Annotated in this window: 18 protein-coding genes; 8 read left to right on the top strand and 10 right to left on the bottom strand. The window is 66.2% G+C overall.

Features of this window, described 5'->3' with window-relative positions:
• Positions 1-140 precede the first annotated feature (140 nt).
• Both ACNO8X_RS17025 and ACNO8X_RS17020 read right to left on the bottom strand, forming a co-directional pair.
• On the bottom strand, positions 141-899 hold the full coding sequence (locus tag ACNO8X_RS17025; RefSeq protein ID WP_418001968.1) for a GAP family protein: 759 nt from the start codon (positions 897-899) through the stop codon (positions 141-143).
• A gap of 11 nt (positions 900-910) precedes the next feature.
• Positions 911-1,129: an RNA-binding S4 domain-containing protein gene (locus ACNO8X_RS17020; RefSeq protein ID WP_418001967.1), complete on the bottom strand. Its 219-nt coding sequence runs from the start codon at positions 1,127-1,129 to the stop codon at positions 911-913.
• A gap of 60 nt (positions 1,130-1,189) precedes the next feature.
• Between ACNO8X_RS17020 and ACNO8X_RS17015 the strand changes: the two genes are divergently transcribed.
• Positions 1,190-2,527 carry a DNA polymerase IV gene (locus ACNO8X_RS17015; protein WP_418005933.1) on the top strand — a complete coding sequence of 446 codons (1,338 nt, stop codon included), beginning with the start codon at positions 1,190-1,192 and terminating at the stop codon, positions 2,525-2,527.
• A gap of 2 nt (positions 2,528-2,529) precedes the next feature.
• Here the strand turns inward: ACNO8X_RS17015 and ACNO8X_RS17010 are convergent, their stop codons facing one another.
• Positions 2,530-3,453: an asparaginase gene (locus tag ACNO8X_RS17010; RefSeq protein ID WP_418001966.1), complete on the bottom strand. Its 924-nt coding sequence runs from the start codon at positions 3,451-3,453 to the stop codon at positions 2,530-2,532.
• A gap of 141 nt (positions 3,454-3,594) precedes the next feature.
• Between ACNO8X_RS17010 and lspA the strand changes: the two genes are divergently transcribed.
• The 3 genes from lspA to rarD are packed head-to-tail and all read left to right on the top strand — an operon-like array spanning position 3,595 to position 6,028.
• Positions 3,595-4,182 (top strand): signal peptidase II, encoded by a 588-nt coding sequence (lspA, locus tag ACNO8X_RS17005; protein WP_418005932.1) that lies wholly within the window; start codon positions 3,595-3,597, stop codon positions 4,180-4,182.
• Positions 4,179-5,102, top strand: coding sequence for an RluA family pseudouridine synthase (locus tag ACNO8X_RS17000; RefSeq protein ID WP_418001965.1), 924 nt, complete (start codon positions 4,179-4,181; stop codon positions 5,100-5,102). Before lspA ends, ACNO8X_RS17000 begins: the two co-directional genes overlap by 4 nt.
• Positions 5,099-6,028, top strand: a complete 930-nt coding sequence (rarD, locus tag ACNO8X_RS16995) for an EamA family transporter RarD (protein ID WP_418001964.1) — start codon at positions 5,099-5,101, stop codon at positions 6,026-6,028. The genes ACNO8X_RS17000 and rarD overlap by 4 nt, the downstream gene beginning before the upstream one ends.
• A gap of 6 nt (positions 6,029-6,034) precedes the next feature.
• On the opposite strand, the gene ACNO8X_RS16990 is transcribed toward rarD, so the two are convergent.
• The 3 genes from ACNO8X_RS16990 to ACNO8X_RS16980 all read right to left on the bottom strand — a co-directional run bounded on the left by ACNO8X_RS16990 (position 6,035) and on the right by ACNO8X_RS16980 (position 9,044).
• Positions 6,035-7,249 (bottom strand): hypothetical protein, encoded by a 1,215-nt coding sequence (locus tag ACNO8X_RS16990; protein ID WP_418001963.1) that lies wholly within the window; start codon positions 7,247-7,249, stop codon positions 6,035-6,037.
• Positions 7,250-7,475: 226 nt separating this feature from the next.
• Entirely contained in the window at positions 7,476-8,246 is a 771-nt protein-coding gene (locus ACNO8X_RS16985) for an FkbM family methyltransferase (RefSeq protein ID WP_418001962.1), read from the bottom strand.
• Between the two features lie 42 nt (positions 8,247-8,288).
• A complete protein-coding gene (locus tag ACNO8X_RS16980; RefSeq protein ID WP_418001961.1) occupies positions 8,289-9,044 on the bottom strand; it encodes a glycosyltransferase in 756 nt (251 codons plus the stop codon).
• A gap of 977 nt (positions 9,045-10,021) precedes the next feature.
• Here ACNO8X_RS16980 and ACNO8X_RS16975 point away from each other — a divergent pair.
• The gene (locus ACNO8X_RS16975; protein ID WP_043986932.1) at positions 10,022-11,338 is read left to right on the top strand and encodes a UDP-glucose dehydrogenase family protein; all 1,317 of its coding nucleotides are present in this window, start codon (positions 10,022-10,024) and stop codon (positions 11,336-11,338) included.
• Positions 11,339-11,388: 50 nt separating this feature from the next.
• Positions 11,389-12,321: a glycosyltransferase gene (locus tag ACNO8X_RS16970; protein WP_418001960.1), complete on the top strand. Its 933-nt coding sequence runs from the start codon at positions 11,389-11,391 to the stop codon at positions 12,319-12,321.
• Between the two features lie 35 nt (positions 12,322-12,356).
• On the opposite strand, the gene ACNO8X_RS16965 is transcribed toward ACNO8X_RS16970, so the two are convergent.
• Genes ACNO8X_RS16965 through ACNO8X_RS16955 form a run of 3 tightly spaced genes read right to left on the bottom strand, consistent with a single transcriptional unit; the run spans position 12,357 to position 14,814 of the window.
• Positions 12,357-13,151 carry an ABC transporter permease gene (locus ACNO8X_RS16965; protein WP_043986931.1) on the bottom strand — a complete coding sequence of 265 codons (795 nt, stop codon included), beginning with the start codon at positions 13,149-13,151 and terminating at the stop codon, positions 12,357-12,359.
• The gene (locus ACNO8X_RS16960) at positions 13,148-13,885 is read right to left on the bottom strand and encodes an ABC transporter permease (RefSeq protein WP_418001959.1); all 738 of its coding nucleotides are present in this window, start codon (positions 13,883-13,885) and stop codon (positions 13,148-13,150) included. The genes ACNO8X_RS16965 and ACNO8X_RS16960 overlap by 4 nt, the downstream gene beginning before the upstream one ends.
• Positions 13,882-14,814, bottom strand: coding sequence for an ATP-binding cassette domain-containing protein (locus tag ACNO8X_RS16955; protein ID WP_260938833.1), 933 nt, complete (start codon positions 14,812-14,814; stop codon positions 13,882-13,884). Before ACNO8X_RS16955 ends, ACNO8X_RS16960 begins: the two co-directional genes overlap by 4 nt.
• A 366-nt stretch (positions 14,815-15,180) precedes the next feature.
• Between ACNO8X_RS16955 and ACNO8X_RS16950 the strand changes: the two genes are divergently transcribed.
• On the top strand, positions 15,181-15,879 hold the full coding sequence (locus ACNO8X_RS16950; protein WP_260938831.1) for a TetR/AcrR family transcriptional regulator: 699 nt from the start codon (positions 15,181-15,183) through the stop codon (positions 15,877-15,879).
• Positions 15,880-15,946: 67 nt separating this feature from the next.
• The gene (dnaE, locus tag ACNO8X_RS16945) at positions 15,947-19,480 is read left to right on the top strand and encodes a DNA polymerase III subunit alpha (RefSeq protein WP_418001958.1); all 3,534 of its coding nucleotides are present in this window, start codon (positions 15,947-15,949) and stop codon (positions 19,478-19,480) included.
• A 37-nt stretch (positions 19,481-19,517) separates the two neighbouring features.
• Here the strand turns inward: dnaE and ACNO8X_RS16940 are convergent, their stop codons facing one another.
• Positions 19,518-20,351, bottom strand: coding sequence for a class I SAM-dependent methyltransferase (locus ACNO8X_RS16940; RefSeq protein ID WP_418001957.1), 834 nt, complete (start codon positions 20,349-20,351; stop codon positions 19,518-19,520).
• Positions 20,352-20,504: the final 153 nt, after the last annotated feature.

The following is a 20,504-nucleotide window of genomic DNA, read 5'->3' as shown; positions in this document are numbered from 1 at the left end:
CTATATCGGCAGCGCAGCCAATACCGCCTGTGGAAATGCTGGTGCCCGCCACGACGCTCAGCGTAGGCACAGCCGCCGCTGGGGCGGCACAATTCTCAGGTCATTCAATGGTGGCTCACAGCAACACGATTGGCCTCAGGCTACGACAGCGTGCCCGAGACGAGGAGATACACACCCAACAGAGTCAGCGCGGTCGCCATCACCCAGATGCGCCGTGCCCGTAGCCAATTCGGCACGAGACCCAGGTACTGCTGGGTCTTGGCGGGCGCTACCAGGTAACACAGCAGTGGAATCTCGGCGAACGCGAACGAAACAACGGCGTACAGGACGACTGCGGCGACCTGAGTGGACTTGCACTGTCCGGAAGCGAGGATCACTCCCAGTGCGCCGACCAGTTCGACGTGGGGCCCCGGGCCGGCCCATAACCCGGCCAGGAACGACATCCACAACGACTGACTGCGCATCAGCTTGCGAGCCCAGGCTGTCAAGCGCGCTGTCAGGGACGATGACTCCGGTTCGACCTCGTCGTCGGCTTCAGTGCCCGGACTGGCACCTCCTGTCACCGCGGCGGGCACTGCGGCAGGTACCGGGGTTTTCGTCCCGGCGCGAAACAGCAGCGCCACCGCGACCAGCAGCACCAGCCCGCCGATCGCCAGTTTGGCGTCCGCAGGATCGATGGAGTCGGTGGTCGAGTTCATGTCGGAAATGAGCCGCTTGGTGGCGCCATGCAGCAGGTAGACGGCGCTGAGGCCCACAAGCAGGCTGGACGCGATACCGCCGAGGCAGAAGACGAACAACGCTGGGATCGGGCGATGTCGGATCACGATGAACACCGCCACTCCGAGGCGGACGGGATCCCACATCGCCATGACGGCGAACATCACTACGGTGGCCCACACGGGCCGGGACGCTACTGCCCGTTGCTGGCAACCCTTGCTCGGTTTCCTGCGAATGCCACGACATCGCCGGGTCTGAGTTGCCGACCTCGGCGGGCCTCGACCTCGCCGTTGACTTCCACCATGCCCTCGGCGATCACGGCCTTGGCGTCCGCTCCGCTGTCGATCAGTCCGGCCAGTTTGAGAAACTGACCCAGACGGATTGATTCGTCACGGATCGGCACGTCGTTCATGACCAGAAGGGTAGCCACCTAGCATTGGCCACTGTGGATCGCTGGGTCCTGCATCTGGACATGGACGCCTTTTTCGCGTCCGTCGAGCAGCTGACCCGACCTACCTTGCGGGACCGTCCGGTACTGGTCGGCGGGCTCGGCGGTCGTGGCGTGGTGGCCGGCGCCAGTTATCAGGCCCGCAGATTCGGCGCTCGCTCGGCGATGCCCATGCATCAGGCCCGGCGGCTGGTGGGGGCGTCTGCCGTCGTCCTGCCGCCGCGCGGCGCGGTGTATTCGGTGGCCAGTCGACGCGCGCTCGACGCGGTCCGCAGCGTGGTGCCCGTCCTGGAACAGCTGTCGTTCGACGAGGCGTTCGGCGAGCCGATCGAGCTGGTCGGTGCCGAGCCCGACGAGGTCCGGCAGTTCTGCGAGGACCTGCGCGCCACGGTGCGCGCCGCGACCGGGTTGGTGGCCTCGGTCGGTGCGGGGTCCGGCAAGCAGGTCGCCAAGATCGCGTCCGGACTGGCCAAGCCCGACGGGGTCCGGATCATCAGCGGTGCTGAGCAGGGTCCGCTCTTGGCGGCGTTGCCGGTGCGCAAGCTGTGGGGGATCGGGCCGGTCGCCGAGGAGAAGCTGCACCGGCTGGGCATCGAGACCGTCGGCGCGCTGGCGGCGCTCACCGACGCCGAGGCGGCCGACGTCCTCGGCGCCACCATCGGACCGGCGCTGCACCGGCTGGCCCGCGGGATCGACGATCGCCCGGTGGCCGAGCGCGCCGAGGCCAAACAGATCAGCGCCGAGTCCACGTTCCAGGTCGACCTGACCACCCTGGAGCAGTTGCGCGAGAGCATCGGGCCCATCGCCGAGCACGCCCACCGGCGGCTGCAGCGCGACGGCCGAGGTGCGCGCACCGTGACGGTCAAACTGAAGAAGTCCGACATGAGCACGCTGACCCGTTCGGCCACGCTGCCGTACGCGACCACTGACCCGGGGGCCCTGACGGCGACGGCCCGCCGGCTGCTGCTCGATCCGGTGGAGATCGGTCCGATTCGCCTTGTAGGCGTGGGCTTTTCGGGCCTGACCGATGCCCAGCAGGAATCGTTGTTCCCGGAACTCGAGATGGCTGACGACTCTGATCTCGCTACGCCGGCGGGGGAGGCCGGGCCGGTGAGTGCCCCGCCGGCCGAATCCCCGTGGCGCATCGGCGATGACGTCCAGCATCCGGACCACGGCCACGGCTGGGTGCAGGGGGCCGGGCACGGTGTCATGACAGTGCGATTCGAAACGCGGGCCACCGGGCCCGGCGTGGCCCGCACCGTCGCGTCCGACGATCCGCGGATCACCCGCGCCGACCCGATCGACAGCCTCGGCTGGCAGGACTATCTGGCGCAGTTGCCGAGCGACGACGGAGCGGCCTAGCTCTACCCCCACTCAACGAACAGGGCCGCGGCCGGTATGTCGGCCGCCAGGGCCGCCATCAACAGCACCCGCGCTTGAGCCGCCCGCAGCCCGCCCGCTGATACCGCCCCGGCGTCCAGCAACGCCCGGCCAGGGCCGTAGCCCGACGTGACGCGGGTGCCGGGCACCCGGGTCGCAATCGCCACCGCGACACCGGCGGCGCACAGCCGCTGCACGCCGCCGAGCACCTTGGACCCGGCATTGCCCGAGCCGAGGGATTCGAGCACGATGCCGCCTGCCCCCGCCGCCGCAAAGGCGTCCATGGCCAGCGCGTCACTGCCGGCATAGGCGGCGACGATGTCGACGCGCGGCGCCGACGCCGCCGACAGTGTGCCGATCAGCGGCCGCCGTTTGACCGCGTCGGGGACGAACGAGCCGTCCCTGATCGATCCGACCGCGGTGCCGACCAGACCGTGTCCGGCCTTCGTCATGCCCAGCGGTTGCCACACCCGGCCGGCCATGCTGACCAGCACCCCGAGGTCGCGAGCGGACGGACTGGCGGCCACGGTGATGGCGTCGCGCAGATTGGCCGGGCCATCGGCATCGGGTGCGTCGCTGCTGCGCATGGCGCCGGTCAGGACCACGGGAACCGCACCGCCGTACGTGATGTCGAGCCACAGCGCGGTTTCTTCCATGGTGTCGGTGCCGTGCGTGATGACGATTCCGTCGGCATCGCCGGCCGAGCGCACGGCGGCCCCGATCCGATCCCAATCGGTCGGGGTCAGCTCGGAACTGTCGACGGACATGAGGTCGACGGTGTCGACCTGGACGCCGGCGCCGAGATCATTGACCAGGTCGGTGGCGCTGCGCGTCGGCCGGGCTATTCCGTGTTGGTCGATGCTGGTGGCGATAGTGCCTCCGGTGGCGATCACGACGACGCGAGTCATGGGCGAAATTGTTCCTCACGGCGTCTTTGGGATGATGGGGGAGTGACTGATGAATCCACGGAACCCGAGGCGACTCTGGGAACCGAGCCCGAGGCGACCGATAACACCGGGCCGGAGGCGACGACGGGGACCGAGTCCGCGCTGACCGCGCGGCCTCAGACCCCGCCCACCACACGGCGGCTGCGGCTGCTGCTGGTGGTGGCAGCGCTGGTGTTGGGCCTGGATGTGGTGACCAAAGTGCTTGCGGTCAAGCTGCTGGTGCCCGGCCAGCCGGTCGAGATCATCGGCGACACCATCACCTGGACGCTGGTCCGCAATTCCGGGGCGGCCTTCTCGATGGCCACCGGCTACACCTGGGTGCTGACGTTGATCGCCACCGGTGTGGTGCTCGGCATCATCTGGATGGGCCGGCGCCTGGTCTCGTTGTGGTGGGCGCTCGGCCTGGGGATGATCCTCGGCGGCGCGGTGGGCAACTTGATGGACCGATTCTTCCGGTCGCCGGGGCCGTTGCGTGGGCACGTGGTGGATTTCCTCTCCGTCGGCTGGTGGCCGGTGTTCAACGTTGCCGATTCCGCGGTGGTGTGCGGGGCCGTGCTGCTGGTCGGCCTGTCGATGTTCGGCTTCGATTTCGACACCGAGGGCAAGCGGCCGCCCGAGGATGCGGCGGAGTCCGTGGGGCCGGAGCCGGAACCGGCCGCGGTCGTCGACGAGGCTGAAACCGGCCGATGAGTAGCCGTTCGATGCCGGTCCCAGAAGGACTGGCCGGGATGCGGGTGGACGCGGGCCTGGCCCGACTGCTGGGGTTGTCGCGGACCGCGGTGGCCACGATCGCCGAAGACGGCGGGGTCGATATCGACGGCGCCCCGGCGGCGAAGTCGGACAAGCTGGTGGCGGGCGCCTGGCTGGAGGTGCGGCTGCCGGAGGCGCCGCCGCCGGTGGAGAACACGCCGCAGGACATCGAGGGCATGGGGATTCTCTACTCCGATGCCGACATCGTCGTGGTGGACAAGCCTGCCGGGGTCGCGGCGCACGCCTCGGTGGGTTGGACCGGCCCGACGGTCCTCGGCGGGCTGGCCGCCGCGGGCTTCCGGATCAGCACGTCGGGTGTCCATGAGCGACAGGGCATCGTGCACCGCCTCGACGTGGGTACCTCCGGTGTCATGGTGGTGGCGCTGTCCGAGCGGGCCTACACGGCGCTCAAGCGGGCGTTCAAGCACCGCACGGTCGACAAGCGCTACCACGCGCTCGTGCAGGGTCACCCGGATCCGTCCAGTGGCACCATCGACGCGCCGATCGGCCGCAGCCGGGGCAATGACTGGAAGTTCGCCGTCACCGAGGGTGGCCGGCACAGCATCACGCACTACGACACCGTCGAGGCCTTCGTGGCGGCGAGCCTGCTCGACGTGCACTTGGAGACCGGCCGCACCCATCAGATTCGGGTGCACTTCTCGGCGCTGCACCACCCGTGTTGTGGCGACCTGACCTACGGCGCCGATCCGACGTTGGCGAAAAAGCTTGGGCTCGAACGGCAGTGGCTGCATGCGCGGTCGTTGGGATTCGCGCACCCGGCCGACGGTCGGTGGTTCGAGATCACGAGCGAGTACCCGCCGGAATTGCAGCACGCCCTCGACGTGTTGCATCGGCAGTGACCACTACCGCGACGGCCACTTCCAACCAGAACCGGGGATTGCTGCTCGGGCTCGGCGCCTACGGCTCCTGGGGACTGTTTCCCGCGTTCTTCCCGCTGCTCAAGCCGGCCAGCGCGTTCGAGGTGCTGGCCCACCGCATCGTGTGGACCGTGCTGCTGATGGTCGTGGTGCTGGCCGTCGGCCGCCGCCTGGGTGACCTGCGCAGGCTGTCGGGCCGCACCTGGGGCCTGCTGGTGTGCGCGTCGGCGTTGATCTCGCTCAACTGGGGCATCTACATCTACGCGGTCAACAACGGCCACGTGGTCGACGCGGCGCTCGGCTACTTCATCAACCCGCTGGTGAGTGTGGCGCTGGGCGTCGCGCTGTTCGGCGAGCGGCTGGGTCGCGCTCAGGCTGCGGCCCTGGCCATCGCCGTGGCCGCGGTGATCGTGCTCGCGGTGCAGGGCGGGGAGGTCCCCGCGATCGGCCTCGGCGTTGCGGTGTCGTTCGGTGTGTACGGTGCGGTCAAGAAGGTGGTTCGCGCCGACCCTCGGGTTAGTGTCGGCGTCGAGGCCGGGGTGGCCGCCCCATTCGCGGTGGCCTATCTCGTCGTCCTCACCGCCGCCGGGCAGGCGACGGTTCCGTCGCTGGGAGCGGGCCACACGCTCCTGATGATGCTGTGCGGCCCGGTGACGGCACTGCCGTTGCTGATGTTTGCCGGTGCGGCGCAACGACTCCCGCTGGTCACCATGGGTCTGCTGCAGTACCTGACGCCGGCGCTGCAGATGGCGTGGGGCGTTGTCGTCGGCCATGAGCCCATGCCGGCCGGCCGGTGGGTCGGCTTCGTCCTGATCTGGGTCGCACTCGCCGTGTTCACCGGTGACGCGGTGCGGCGCGCCCGTACGCCGGTATCGGAACCTCCGGAGAAGGACCCGGTCGCGACCTAGACGACGCTAGGACGCCGCGGCGTGGCGGTAGTCGCAGGACTGCTGGTCGATGGTGCTCGGCTGCGGTACCGGGCGGCCGTCGACGAAGCTGCGCAGTCTGCTGCGGAGCCGGTCCAGCTCTGCACGCGCCGCGGCGATGCGCGACGTGACCGACGCGCTGTCCGACAGCATCTCGTCGAGATAGGCGTTGATGGCGGCCGGTTCATCGGTCGGCAACGCGAAGCCACCGGGTTTCAGGGTGCGGACGGTCTTCTCGGTGGTCCAGTTCGACACCGCCAAGGGGACAGCGCCTTCGGTGGCACCGATGATCAACGCATGAAGCCGGTCGCTGGCGACGATCGCGGACTGCCGATGGAGGGCGCGAATCCTGTCCTCGCACTGGGCATGCGACTGGTTGCCGAAGAGCAGCGGCTCGGTCCCGGGATGAAGTTCACGGGCGAGCTTCGCCATGGCCTCGTCATCGTCCCGGACCTGGCTGAACACCTGAATTCGCAGCCCGCGTGCGTCGGCAATCTCGCGCAGGAGGCGAATCTTGCTTGCGCTCAGGGCATCTCGGTCCCACCGCGTCGTTACGGCCAGGACCTTGCGCTCGCAGGGCGGAACGCCCAGACCCTCGGTGAGTGGATCGGGGCCTTCGCCGAATGCCCAGTCCGGCGCCACGTCGCCAACGCCGAAGGAGTCCGACGTGTCCGGATCGCGCCAGGCGACGACAGCCATCTTGCGTCGCGCGTAGCGCTCCATCGCCGGCACGTCGACCGATTTGCGGACCCGCCGGGTGCCGCGACTGGCGGCCTTGCCAACCGTCGACAAACGCACGCCGGCACCGGCCTGCACCGCCGTGCCACGATGGGCCAGCGGGAGCAGCGCACAGAGCGCCGTCCACCAGCCAAAGTAGAAGCGAGTGCGTTCGGGGTAGACGATTTCGCCCGCCGGCATGACCATGACCGTGCGGTTGGTCATCGCGCTCGCGGCGTAGCGGGCGAGCCAGCCGATCGGGGTGTTGTGTACAGCTTCGTCTCCGCGCAGTCCGACCGCGGTGAGATACCTGTCATCGTTGGGGATCGGCATGTACTTCCGGCCGACATGGACGTGCAGTCGGGCACCGTCGATTCCATGAAATGTCCTGAGCATGCCGCGCCTGAGGATCGAATCGCCGATGTTGCCGTTGTCGCCCCATGTCGACAGGAAAACTCGCGCCAACGTCACTGCCCCCTTCGGCATCCCCGAGTGTCAGAAATTGTGGTCCCTGTGAGGATGTTCAGGACCCTAACAGGTAGCTACCAGCTTGCGCGCCGAGACGGGACGCCCATTTGGTGTTAGCTGGTCGCGCGCGGGTGCGCGGCAGCGACGCCGACGCAATTGACGAATTCGTCGATTTTGGTCGTCGCTGGGCGTGGTGCCAGGCGCGCGGTGAGCTACCCGGTGCCCCGGGGGTGCTGGCCGGCGTTCACCGGCCGGGGAAGACCTGACGAATGCCCGCCAGCTGTGCCGCGTTGTCAGGGTGAACAAAGATGAAGTTGTTCACGTAGTCGGGCGAGCGTTTGCCGCCGACCGACTTCGCGGCCTCGGGCCGCTGAAGCGCTGCGAGATCGAATTCGGCCGCATGCCGAAGCGCGCCCCGGTGCAGAAAATAGCCCTGATATCCCACCGATTCGAAAAAGGCGAAGGTCTGTGCGACACCCCCGGCGTTATGCCGCTCCTCGCATTCCACGATGCACGTCGGCTTCGATGTCTCCAGGGTTTGAACACCGCCGCGAAGAACTGCCGATTCGTGGCCTTCCACGTCGATCTTTATCACGCCGAGTCGGCCCAGATCGAGTTCGTCAATTGTCGTGATCGGCACGTTGATGGTGCGCAGACTGAAGCCCGGATTTGCATCTTGCTGCAGTGAACTGCGAGTGAGGACATCGCGACCGCCGCGAGTCGGGATGTGAAAGGTGGTTTCACCAATTCGGTCGGACAATGCCACCGGCAGAACCCGATTATCCGGCTTTATGATCCGGCGCAGGCCGGCCGCCATGCCCGGATGCGCTTCGACGGCGATAACTTTGCGGAACTGATTGAGCGCGCAGTACGAATAGACGCCCACATTGGCGCCCACGTCGAGAAAGTCTCGACTTGAATCCTTGAGTAGGGCAAGAAGTCTGAGTTCGGGTTCACCTTTGCGCAGCTCCCATTTGACGAGCTGGCGGGCGCGGATGGCGTGTGCTGAGATCATGTTTGCTATTTGCCGCATTCCCTGACGAATTTGTAACGTGTTTCAGTGGCTGTCGGCACTGTCGCGGAACACCGCCGCGGTGCGCGCGGCAGCCTCGCTCCAGCTGCTGTAACTACCGGCCCACGAGCGCATCGATTCGCGGTCGACGGTGCCGGCCTGCGCACGCGCCTCGGCGAGGCCCACCGCCAGTCCGTCGACGCCGAGTTCGACCGGGTAGAGCCGCTGTCCGCCGGCGAGATCGACGAGGTGGTTGACCTCGGGTCCGATGACGGGGCAGCCCATGCTGAGTGCCAGCAGGGCGCTGCCGGACGTGAAGAAGCCGCGATGCGCGATGACGGCGCCGTCCGCCGCGGCGAAGTACAACGGGACGTCATCCTTCGAAATCCGCTTTGCGCACACCAGGATTCGCGGGTCTTCGCGGGCGAGTTCGAGGTCCGCGGACACGTCACCCTGCGGGTTGCCGGCCAGGATCAGGCGGTCCTGGTCTCTGGCGACCTTCTGGAAGGCGCGGATGATGTCGCCGATTCCCTTGTAGGGGCGCAGCAATCCGAATGACAGGGCGACGAAGCCGTCGATGGGCAGGCCGAGCTTGGTGCGGGCTGCCAGCTGCGACGGCGGCGCCGGGTGTGAGTCGATGTAGTGCGGGTGCCGAACCACGGTGCATGGCCCCGTGTATCCGAATTCCGTCGCGAGCGTCTCCTGGGCGCTGGGGAAATGGATAAACACATGGTCGACGAGCGCGAGCAGGTCCTTGCGGATACTGCGGCCCAGTTCGGGGTGTGGATCGTCGTGTGGCACGAGATTGTGCGCGGTCCAGGCAATGCGCACGCCGCGCCGTTTCAGTATTTGCAATTGCCGGTTGAATGCCGCGGCGCGCGCTTCGTATATCCAACGCACATGGCTGGTGTGCGCTTCTGTGGACCAATGCAGATGCAACCAATCGCCGGCATGTAGGCGAGCGGATTCGATGCTCAGAATATGGGGCGCAGAAACTTCCAGGCCTTCGCTGCGTAACCCATTGATCATGTTGGGCAGATACGGGTTGTCCAACCAGTGTGGCCACACCGCCACTCGAATCGGCTTTGTGTCCTTGGCGGCAGAGGTATCGAGAGCATGCGGTGCAGGCCGAGTAAGCGGGCGAGCCATGCAGCGGACTCTACAGTTCGATGCGGCAAATCTGCCATATATCTGTGAATTACGGCCGGGCGCGGATATTTCCTTTTGGTTACCAATGCGAACGGTCTCTGAGCAGCGACTTCGGGCTGACCGAAAATTGTCGGAGTTCGACCGCCTAATACAATTCTGACGCGCACAGCAATTGCGTTGCCCGCATATCTCTGGCAAATAACGGACGACGACTGGACGGTTGGCCCGTGGGTTGATCGGCAATCCTGTATCGGCGTCTACCGTGATTTTTCGGTCGTCAATCGGCGATATCGCACCTGCCGCATGGCCACGGCAACGACGCGACGGGCTGATTCGGGCAGGTCGGTGTTGATCGAGCAAACCTGAGCGCCCATGCCCAAATCCCGGTCCCAGGCCGGCGCCGCGGCGCTCGCGGTCAGGGTTGGCGTCGCCGAGGTGGCCGAACGGCAGTTCGCGGCGACTCGACGAGGCCCCGGCGAGATGGTGTGGTGTACTTAGCTACGACGGCTGCTGCTCTCGAATATTCCCGGGTCCGTGCGTCCCGACCGTGCGTGGAGCGCGCTCAGAATGATTGACCGGCGACCCCTCAGTGGTCGGAAAATTGCTGCTACGACGGGGAGTTCGGCTGTATGAGATTGAGCGTGATTGGAACGGGTTATCTGGGCGCCGTTCACGCCGCTTGCATGGCACATATCGGGCATGAGGTCGTTGCGTACGACACCGATGCGTCGAAGATCGCCGCGTTGTCGGCCGGTACCTCGCCGTTCTACGAGCCGGGGTTCGATGAGCTGCTCGCTACGGTGCTCGCCACCGGGCGGCTGCGCTTCACCGATTCCGCGCAGGAAGCAGTGTCCGGCGCCGCGGTGCACTTCGTCTGTGTCGGAACGCCGCAGTTGGCCGGTTCCGACGCCGCGAACATCGAGTACGTCAACAGTGCCTTCCGCGCGGTGGTGGCCAACGCTGACTGCGACGGGCTGATCGTCGGCAAGTCCACCGTCCCGGTTGGTACGGCCCAGCGCCTGGCCGCAGAGGTCGCGAAGACGTCGTCGGGCCTCGAGGTCGCGTGGAATCCGGAGTTCCTCCGTGAGGGCAAGGCGATCGAGGACACGTTGCAGCCGGACCGGCTGGTGTTCGGGGTCACCTCCGAGTACGCCGAGAAGGCGCTGCAAGAGGTCTACGGGGCCCTGCTCGATGGCGGCACGCCGTATCTGACGGCGGACCTGCCGACGTCGGAACTGGTGAAGGTCGCTGCCAATGCTTTTCTCGCGACCAAGATTTCGTTCATCAACGCTATGGCCGAGGTGTGCGAGATCGTCGACGCCGACGTGACGGTGCTGAGCCGCGCGCTGGGGTACGACGATCGCATCGGTAAGCGATTCCTGAACGCGGGCCTGGGTTTCGGCGGCGGCTGCCTGCCCAAGGACATCCGTGCGTTCAGCGCCAGGGCCGGTGAGCTGGGGGCCTCGGACGCGCTCAGGTTCCTGCACGAGGTCGACAAGATCAACCTTCGCCGGCGCGAGAAGGCCGTGTCCGTGGCGCGCGCGGTCGTTGGCGGGGAATTCCTCGGCAAGAGCATCGCCGTGCTGGGGGCGGCGTTCAAGCCCAACAGCGACGACGTGCGTGACTCGCCGGCGCTGAACGTGGCCGCCGCGATGCACTTGAAGGGTGCGGACGTCCGCGTCCACGATCCGAAGGCGATCGACAACGCCAAGGCCCGTTTCCCGACGCTCGGTTACTTCGACACCGCCGAGGACGCCTGCCGGAACGCGGATCTGATCGTGCTGGCGACCGAGTGGGACGAATACACCAACATCGATCCCGCGGCGTTCCGCTCGGTCGTGAAGGAGCCGCGCCTGCTGGACACCCGCAACGTCATCGACCGGGAGAACTGGTCGCGCGCCGGGTGGCAGGTGTATTCCCTCGGTCGTGGCGGATTGCACGTCTGATCCGCGGCCGCGCCGCAGCTCGACGAACTTGCGATAGAGGAGATTGATCCATGGCGGGTCAGACGATCGACGTGATCATTCCGGTCCGCGACATGGCTGATCACCTTCCGAACCTGCTTGGGCCGTTGCTCGATCAATTGTCCGAGGGCGACCGGGTCACGGTCGTCGACGACGCTTCGGCCGACGACACGGCAGCGGTCGCGCGTTCGCTGGGCGCCAACGTGGTGACGCTGACGAACAGCCGCGGTCCCTACTACGCGCGGCAGGTTGCCGCGAGCCGATCGGACGCCGACATCCTGCTTTTCATCGACGGGCGCTGCCGGCCCCTGCCGGGTCTTCTCGATGCGCATCGGGCTCTCCAGGGGCAACCGGGAGTTGCGTTGTCCTGCACCAACGTTCGTACCTTGTCGGGGCCGACCGTGGCCGCCCGGATGGCGGCGAAGATGCAGCCGTTCATGCTGCCCCGCGGGGGCGGGGCGATGAAGGCGGTCGTCGGGATGGTGCCGGCGCGGCCCGACTACTACCCGACCTGCAACCTCGGCATCGACCGGATCGCCTTCGAGAAGGTGGACGGGTTCCGGGCGATGCGTGGCGGCGGTGACCTCGACATCTGCTGGCGGATCCAGGACCAGTCGCTCGGCACCATCGCCACCGACACCCGGGTGCTGATGGAGTGGGAGCCGCGGACGGCGATCCGCGATCTGGCCAGCCAGTGGAAGCGTTACGGCAACAGCAACGCGTACATCCGCTGGGCGCACCGCAACGACTCTGTCAGCAAGGGCACCCACGCCCCGGCGCGGGTCTCACCGGCGGTGGCCTGGACGACGATGCGGGCCGAGCTGCGGCGTCCGCCGTCGGAGCTGGCGGCTACCGCGATCCTCGGAATCGCTTTCCAATACGGCTATTTCGCCGCGCAGTTCAAGCGCAAGGAGTTCGAGATGCCGGTGCATTTCGACGTGGCTCGGGACGCCGGCTCCGCCTAGGCGAACGCCGGCCCGCGCCGGCTGACCCGACTGGCTCAGCCGTCGACTTTGCCGCCTTCGACGGCGGCGCGGTACGAGCGCACGGCCATCGGGACGACGACCGCCGCGATCACCACCATCCACAACGACGCCACGGCCAGGGGCTGCCAGAACGCTCCACCGGAGGACAGCGCCCGCATGGCCGCGGCCGCGGGTGCGATCGGCTGGTAGTCGGCAAGGGGCCGCAGTGCGGCCGGAATCCGCGCCGGCGGGATCAAGGTGGCGAACGCCAAGCCCATGCAGGCGGTGTTCGTCCAGGTGAGGATCATGCGGCCCTGCGGTCGCAGGGCCAGGGTGATCACGATGGTCGCGAAGACGAGCACGATGACCACCGGGACCAACAGGTAGACCAGGAACGCGATCCAGTTGCCCGAGAAACGGAATCCCATCAGGTAGCCGGTCGCCACGACGAACGCCGATGCCGCGAAGGTGCGCAGCGCCTCGGCCAGCAGGGCGCCGGTCAGGGGAGAGGTTCGTCGAACGGGCATGATCCACAGCCGGGTGAGCAGGCCGCTGTCGCGGTCGTGGGGCACGGCCAGACCGGCCCCGATGGCGCCCGACATGGCGCCGGCCAGCGTGCAGACCGGGATCAGGATGTCCAGGCCGCTGTTGCCGGTGAGGCGGACCATGGACTTGCCGACCAGGATGCCGTAGATGAGGAGCAGCAGGGTCGGAAACACCAAGGCCTGCACCGGCACCATCGGGTACCGACGCCACTGGATGAAGAGCCGGCCGGCGAAGATCCAGCTCTCGGTGAGCAGTGAATGTTGGTGCTGCGAACTCCGATTCACGATGATCGCTCCTGAAGTCGAACGGCAAAGGCGCCGAACACGAGCAGCAGCCCGACCGTCCACGCCAGGCTGGCGCCGAGGTTGCCGGTATCGATGTGACCGCTGGTGAATCCGCGCAGTGCGTCGGTGATCTGCGAAACCGGTTGGTAGCGCACGAAAGAATGCAGCCACGAAGGAAATGCCTCGACGGGCGCCAGGCCGGTCGACAGCATCACGAGGAACAGCTGGGGAATCAGCAGCAGCTGGCTGGCCACCTCAGCGCGTCCGGCCTTCGATCCGGTGGCGTCGGCACCGAACGACACGGCCAGGGTCAGGGTCAGCGCCAGCACGATGAAGGCTGCCGCATAACCGATTCCGGTGGTCGCCCGGAAGCCCAGCAGATACGCGGCCAGCACCGATGCGACCAACGCCAACAGGCCGCGGATCAGGCAGTAGGCCATCCGCGCCATCAGCGGCGCATAGGGGGAGATGGGCAAGGTGCGCATCCGGGAGCCCAGGCCGCTGGCCTTTTCTCCGGCGGCCCGATCGGTCGTGGTCAACGCACCGAACAACATCGCCTGCACGACCACCGCCGGCAGGATGTACTGCACGTAGCTCATGTCGCCGGTGGCGATGACACCGCCGAGCATGAACGTGAGGCCGATCAGCGTGGATACCGGCACCAGCACGGCGAAGACGAGGTCCAGCCAGCCCTTGCGGAGGAGGCGGCCCGTCAGGAGTCCGAACGCCGTCACTTGGACTTGACCGGGGTGGTGAGGTGCAGGAACACCTCGTCGAGCGAGGGCCGGCGCAGCGAGATGTCGATGAGGTCGACGCCGATCTCATCCATCCGCCGGAAGACCTCGGTCAGGGTCGCGACGCCATTGGGCGCCGGTACCGCCACCGTCGTGGCGTCGGTGTCGACCTCCACCTCATCGAAGTCGGCCAGGGCCGTCGCGATCCGCGGCAGGTCGTCCGGGTTGAGCGGGGTCATCTCGCAGTAGCTGGAGCCGGTCTGGCGCTTGAGCTCGTCGGCGGTGCCGCGGGCGACGATCTGACCGGCGTTGAGGATGACGATCGAATCGCTGAGGATGTCGGCTTCTTCCAGGTACTGCGTTGTCAGCAGCACGGTGATGCCCTGGGCTTTCATGGACGACACCAGATTCCAGACGTCGCGGCGGCTGCGCGGGTCGAGGCCGGTGGTCGGCTCGTCGAGGAACAGCACCTTCGGCGGGACGACCAGGGACACCGCGATGTCGATACGCCGGCGCATGCCGCCGGAATACCCGCTGACCTGGCGGTCCGCGGCGTGGCCCATATCGAATTGGGTGATCAGTTCGTCGGCCCGGCTGCGGGCTTCGCCGCGCCGCAGGCCCCGCAGGCGGCCGAACAGGACGAGGTTCTCGCGTCCGGTCAGCCGCAGATCGAGCGCGGCGTCCTGCCCGGTGACGCCGATTGCCTGACGAACCTTCCCGGGCTCCTTGGCCACGTCGTAGCCGGCCACGATCGCCTGACCCGAGCTCGGCTTGAGCAATGTGGACAGGATCTTGACCGTTGTCGTCTTACCGGCGCCGTTGTGTCCCAGCAACGCACACACAGAGCCGGTGGGGACGGAAAAGCTCACGTCGCGGAGTGCGGGAACGGACCCGCCAAAAGTCTTGGCGACGTTAATGAGCTCGATCACGGAGTCATACGATACAGAGAGCCACAGCGCATTCAATTCGCACAGCGCTCGCCGCGATGTGGACATCGTCACTGTGCGCGGCTGTTTGCCCGGCGCCTCGAGACCGCGATCGGTTGCCGGATCTCTACGTTGGCGACAAATTTCCGGGCAAATGAATTGCGGCGCTCGGCGGCGTGGCGGAAGACAGCGCTGATCGGCCGGCGAACGCAGCGCCGTCTGTGCCGGTCACCGGACAGAATCGACGGATCCGGACGGTCTTGGACGGCAAGTTGGCTGAGCGTTGATGGGGTAGCGGTTGACCAGCCATCAGCTATGTCTTAGAGTTTGCTGAATTCGAAAATATCCCTTTCTGTGCGAGGACGTGGCATGGTGCAACTCGAGGTTCTCCCAGTGAAGGCAACTCGCCGGAGGGGTCGCCCGGCGGGCACTGATTCTGCTCAGACCCGGGCCCGCATCTTGGGTGCCGCGCGCGAGGTGATTGCCGTCCGTGGCTACCACGCCACCACCATCCAGGCCATTGCCGAAATCGCCGAGTTGAGCCGTCCGACGCTGCATTATCATTTCCAGACGCGCGAGGACATCTACCACTGCCTGCTGAATGAGATCGCCACGACGATCGATCTCTGTATTACCCGCGCGGGCGCGGAATCCACGCTGCCGTCGCAGATTTCAGTGCTGATCACCGAATTCCGCAATGCCGGCGTCCATGAACCGGAGAGCGTCGCGCTGCTCGTCAGCTCCTACCTCGAGGCCGACCGACTGCCGGCCCCGAGGCGGGATGCGAAGGCGGCCGTCCGCAAATTCATGGATCAGGCCGTGCGCGACGCCGTGGCGCGCGGGGAGTTGCCCGCCGAGACAGCTGTGGCTCCTGTTGCCGATCTGCTGTACACGATGGTGTGGGGACTCGGGTTCTACGCCGGGCTGGTGGCCGACCGGGACCGCGTAGAGGCGGTAACTAAGCAACTGCAACTGGTGTTGCACAAGGGGTTGCTGGTGGCTCCGGTGGCAACTGAAGTGTGCGTGGCCGAAGAGCGTGTCCCCGCGGGCGTCGCCGCCTTGTCGTAGTCGTCCTGACGACACAGCACCCGACACGCCGAACCGTGTCGGTGGCCCGTTTTAGACTGGCAGCCCTATGAGCCAGTTCGTGCACCTCCACAATCACACCGAGTACTCGATGCTGGACGGTGCGGCGAAGGTCAAGCCCATGATCGCCGAGGCTCTGCGGTTGGGCATGCCCGCCATCGGCATGACCGACCACGGAAACATGTTCGGCGCCAGCGAGTTCTACAACATCGCGACCAAAGAGGGCATCAAGCCGATCATCGGCATCGAGGCGTACATCGCGCCCGCGTCCCGCTTCAACACGAAGCGCGTCACCTGGGGCGATCCGAGCCAGAAGGGTGACGACGTCTCGGGTAGCGGTTCGTACACCCACATGACGATGGTCGCCGAGAACGCGACCGGCCTGCGCAATCTGTTCAAGCTGTCGTCGCTGGCTTCGTTCGAGGGACAGCTCGGTAAGTGGTCCCGCATGGACGCGGAGATAATCGCCGAGAATTCCGCGGGCATCATCGCCACCACCGGCTGCCCGTCGGGTGAGGTGCAGACGCGGCTGCGGCTCGGCCACGAGCAGGAAGCGCTCGAGGCCGCCGCGAAGTGGCAGGACATCTTCGGCAAGGAGAATTTCTTCCTCGAGCTGATGGATCACGGCATCGAGATCGAGCGCCGGGTTCGCGAGGGCCTGCTGGATGTCGGCAAGAAGCTGGGCATTCCGCCGCTGGCGACCAACGACTGCCACTACGTCACGCGCGAGGCCTCGCACAACCACGAGGCGCTGCTGTGTATCCAGACCGGCAAGACGCTCTCGGACCCGACTCGGTTCAAGTTCGACGGTGACGGCTACTACCTCAAGTCGGCCGCGGACATGCGGGCCATGTGGGACCACCAGGTACCCGGTGCCTGCGACTCCACGCTGTTGATCGCCGAGCGCGTCCAGTCCTACGCCGACGTCTGGAAGTTCCACGACCGGATGCCGATCTTCCCCGTACCCGAGGGCGAGACGCAGGCCAGTTGGCTGCGTAAAGAGGTGCTGCGTGGCCTGGACCGGCGCTTCCCGACCGGCCCGCCGCAGGACTACCTCGACCGGGCTGATTACGAGATCAACGTCATCGTGCAGATGGGCTTCCCGGCGTACTTTCTCGTCGTCGGTGACCTCATCAGCCACGCGCGCGAAGTCGGTATCTGGGTTGGCCCGGGCCGAGGTTCGGCAGCAGGTTCGCTGGTCGCATGGGCGATGGGCATCACCAACATCGACCCCATCCCGCACGGTCTGCTGTTCGAGCGGTTCCTTAATCCCGAGCGCGTGTCGATGCCCGATATCGATATCGACTTCGACGACCGCCGCCGCGGCGAGATGGTGCGCTACGCCAGTGAGAAGTGGGGCAGTGACCGCGTCGCCCAGGTCATCACCTTCGGTACCATCAAAACCAAAGCAGCACTGAAGGATTCGGCGCGTGTCCACTACGGGCAGCCGGGCTTCGCGATCGCCGATCGCATCACCAAGGCGCTGCCGCCGCCGATCATGGCCAAGGACATCTCGGTGTCCGGGATCACCGATCCCACCCATGAGCGGTACAAGGAAGCCGCCGAGGTCCGCGCACTGATCGACACCGATCCCGACGTGCGGACCATCTACGAGACCGCCCGCGGTCTGGAGGGCCTGGTTCGCAACGCCGGCGTGCACGCCTGCGCGGTGATCATGAGTTCCGAGCCGCTGATCGACGCCATCCCGATGTGGAAGCGGGCCCAGGACGGCGCCATCATCACCGGCTGGGACTACCCGTCGTGTGAGGCCATCGGCCTGCTGAAGATGGACTTCCTGGGTCTGCGCAACCTCACCGTCATCGGTGACGCCCTGGAGAACATCAAGGCCAACCGCGGCATCGATCTCGATCTCGATCACCTGGGTCTGGAGGATCCGAAAACCTACGAGCTGCTGGCGCGCGGCGACACCCTCGGGGTGTTCCAGCTCGACGGGTCCGCGATGCGCGATCTGCTGAAGCTGATGCGGCCGACCGGCTTTGAGGACATCGTGGCGGTCCTGGCTCTGTATCGGCCAGGCCCGATGGGTGTGGATGCGCATACCGACTACGCGAAGCGAAAGAACGGGCTCCAGGAGATCAAGCCCATCCACCCGGAGCTCGAAGAGCCGCTACGCGACATTCTTTCTGAGACTTACGGTTTGATCGTTTACCAAGAACAGATCATGCACATCGCGCAGAAGGTCGCGGGCTACTCGCTCGGCCAAGCAGACCTGCTGCGTCGCGCGATGGGTAAGAAAAAGAAGGAAATCCTCGACGAGGCCTACGGCGGATTCGCCGACGGCATGAAGCAGAACGGCTTCTCTCAGGCGGCGATCACCGCATTGTGGGACACGGTGCTGCCGTTCGCCGGCTACGCGTTCAACAAGTCGCACGCTGCCGGGTACGGCCTGGTGTCGTTCTGGACCGCCTATCTCAAGGCCAACTTTCCGGCCGAGTACATGGCAGGTCTACTGACCTCGGTCGGCGACGACAAGGACAAGGCCGCGGTGTACCTGGCGGATTGCCGCCGTCTGGGAATTACGGTGCTGCCGCCGGATGTCAACGAGTCGGTACACAACTTCGCCTCGGTCGGCAAGGACATCCGCTACGGGCTGGGCGGTGTGCGCAACGTCGGCGCCAATGTGGTGCAGTCCATCATCGCGGGCCGCACCGACAAGGGGAAGTACACCGATTTCTCCGACTACCTCAGCAAGATCGACATCACGGCCTGCAACAAGCGCGTCACCGAATCTCTGGTCAAGGCAGGCGCTTTCGACTCGCTGGATCATGCCCGCAAGGGCTTGTTCCTGGTCCATGCCGACGCCGTCGACTCGGTGCTTGGCACCAAGAAGGCCGAAGCCATGGGCCAGTTCGATCTGTTCGGCGGCGGTGATGCCGGTGACGCCGGCGACGCGGCGTTCACCATCAAGGTGCCCGAGGACGAGTGGGACGACAAGCACAAGCTCGCCCTGGAGCGAGAGATGCTGGGCCTGTACGTTTCCGGTCATCCGCTCAACGGTGTCGCGCACCTGCTCAATGCGCAGGTGGACACCCAGATAACGGCCATCCTCGAGGGCACTGTCGCCAACGACACCCAGGTTCGCATCGGCGGCATTTTGGCGGGCGTGGTACGGCGGGTCAACAAGCAGGGATTGCCCTGGGCCTCAGCGCAATTGGAAGACCTCAATGGTTCCGTAACGGTGAACTTCTTCCCGAAGACCTACGCCGTGTTCGGTGCCGACATCATGGACGACGCCATCGTGCTGGTGAGCGGCAAGGCCCGGGTCGAAGACGAGCGGGTATCGATCTTCGCCAGTGACCTTGCGGTGCCGGACTTTTCGAATGCGCAAGCGGACCGTCCGCTCGCGGTCAGCCTGCCGACCCGGCAGTGCACCCCGGAGAAGGTCAGCGCGCTCAAGCAGGTGCTGGCACACCATCCGGGCACATCGCAGGTGCACCTTCGGCTGATCAGCGGGGACCGCATCACCACGCTGGAACTGGACCAGACCCTGCGGGTCACACCATCTTCGGCGCTGATGGGCGACTTGAAGGCGCTGCTGGGTCCGGGCTGCCTCGGCGGGTAGTCCCTGGCCCGCTCTTGGTAGGGCGAGCAGCGCAAGTTCAGAAGCGGTATCGGAGAATCCGAGCCTTACGCGCGCCGGCTTTGGTCAGCCCCGTCAGGCGAGTCGCAACCCGCAGCGCACCAGGGAATAGGTCGACCTCGGGCTGGTGACACAGACTGGCCTCTTCGACAAGCTGCAGTCGTGGATTCCAGCTCAGCGGGTGCCGTGCGTCCTTGAAGCCCGCGTAGCCCAATTGGCTGCCGACATCTTTGAACATCTTCTGCGGAAGGTATTTGAACGCGGCCAGGCTCAGTGCTCCAAACCGCCCGTAGTCGTTGAACGCCACCTCGCCGCTGTCGAAATGTTCGGTGACGCCGCGGAAAATACCGGCGATTACCGACTCGGCCAGGAAAGCGAACAGTCCATCCGCGATCAGCATGGTGGGGCGGTCCGCGGGAATCGTTGCGGCCCAGTCCGGTTCGGCGACCGATGCCACCACGGTGTGACAGTGAAGATTCGCTGGCAACACCTGGTCACGCAACGCGGAGACGGCTGGCAGATCCACGGTGTACCAGTCGACCGTGGGTGGGGGACACACCCGGTAGTAGCCGCTGTCGAGACCGCCACCCAGATCGACCACGACCGCAGTGGGATTGGTCGACGTGAATGCGCGTACCCGGTGGTCGAGCATCTCGGCGCGCAGTGCCGTCTGGCAGGCAACGCTGGTCTGCACTCGAAGCCCAGCGAAGTCGTAGTCGACAGCCGCCACAACTTCGTCGGCCCAGGTGTCGCCAAGGATCGGGCCTGGTGCCCGATTGTCCAGCGCCCTGGCGTACACGGTCAGCAGGGCCGTCAGCTCGACCGGCGTGAGAGAGGTAACGGGTATTCCCATAGGCCCGACCATACACCGGCACATGAGTTGAACGTTTGGCTGAAAACGTTTAGTGCCCTTGATATTTCGTGCGAATTACGGACAGTGATGAAACCATCCTCGGCCACCGCGATCCGCCGAGATTCGCAAATCCCGCGGGCGGTTCGCGGGGAT

Source organism: Mycobacterium sp. PDNC021, from assembly GCF_048282635.1.
In the GTDB taxonomy this organism is placed as follows: Bacteria; Actinomycetota; Actinomycetes; order Mycobacteriales; family Mycobacteriaceae; genus Mycobacterium; species Mycobacterium llatzerense.
This window is presented reverse-complemented; position numbering and strand designations above follow the sequence as displayed.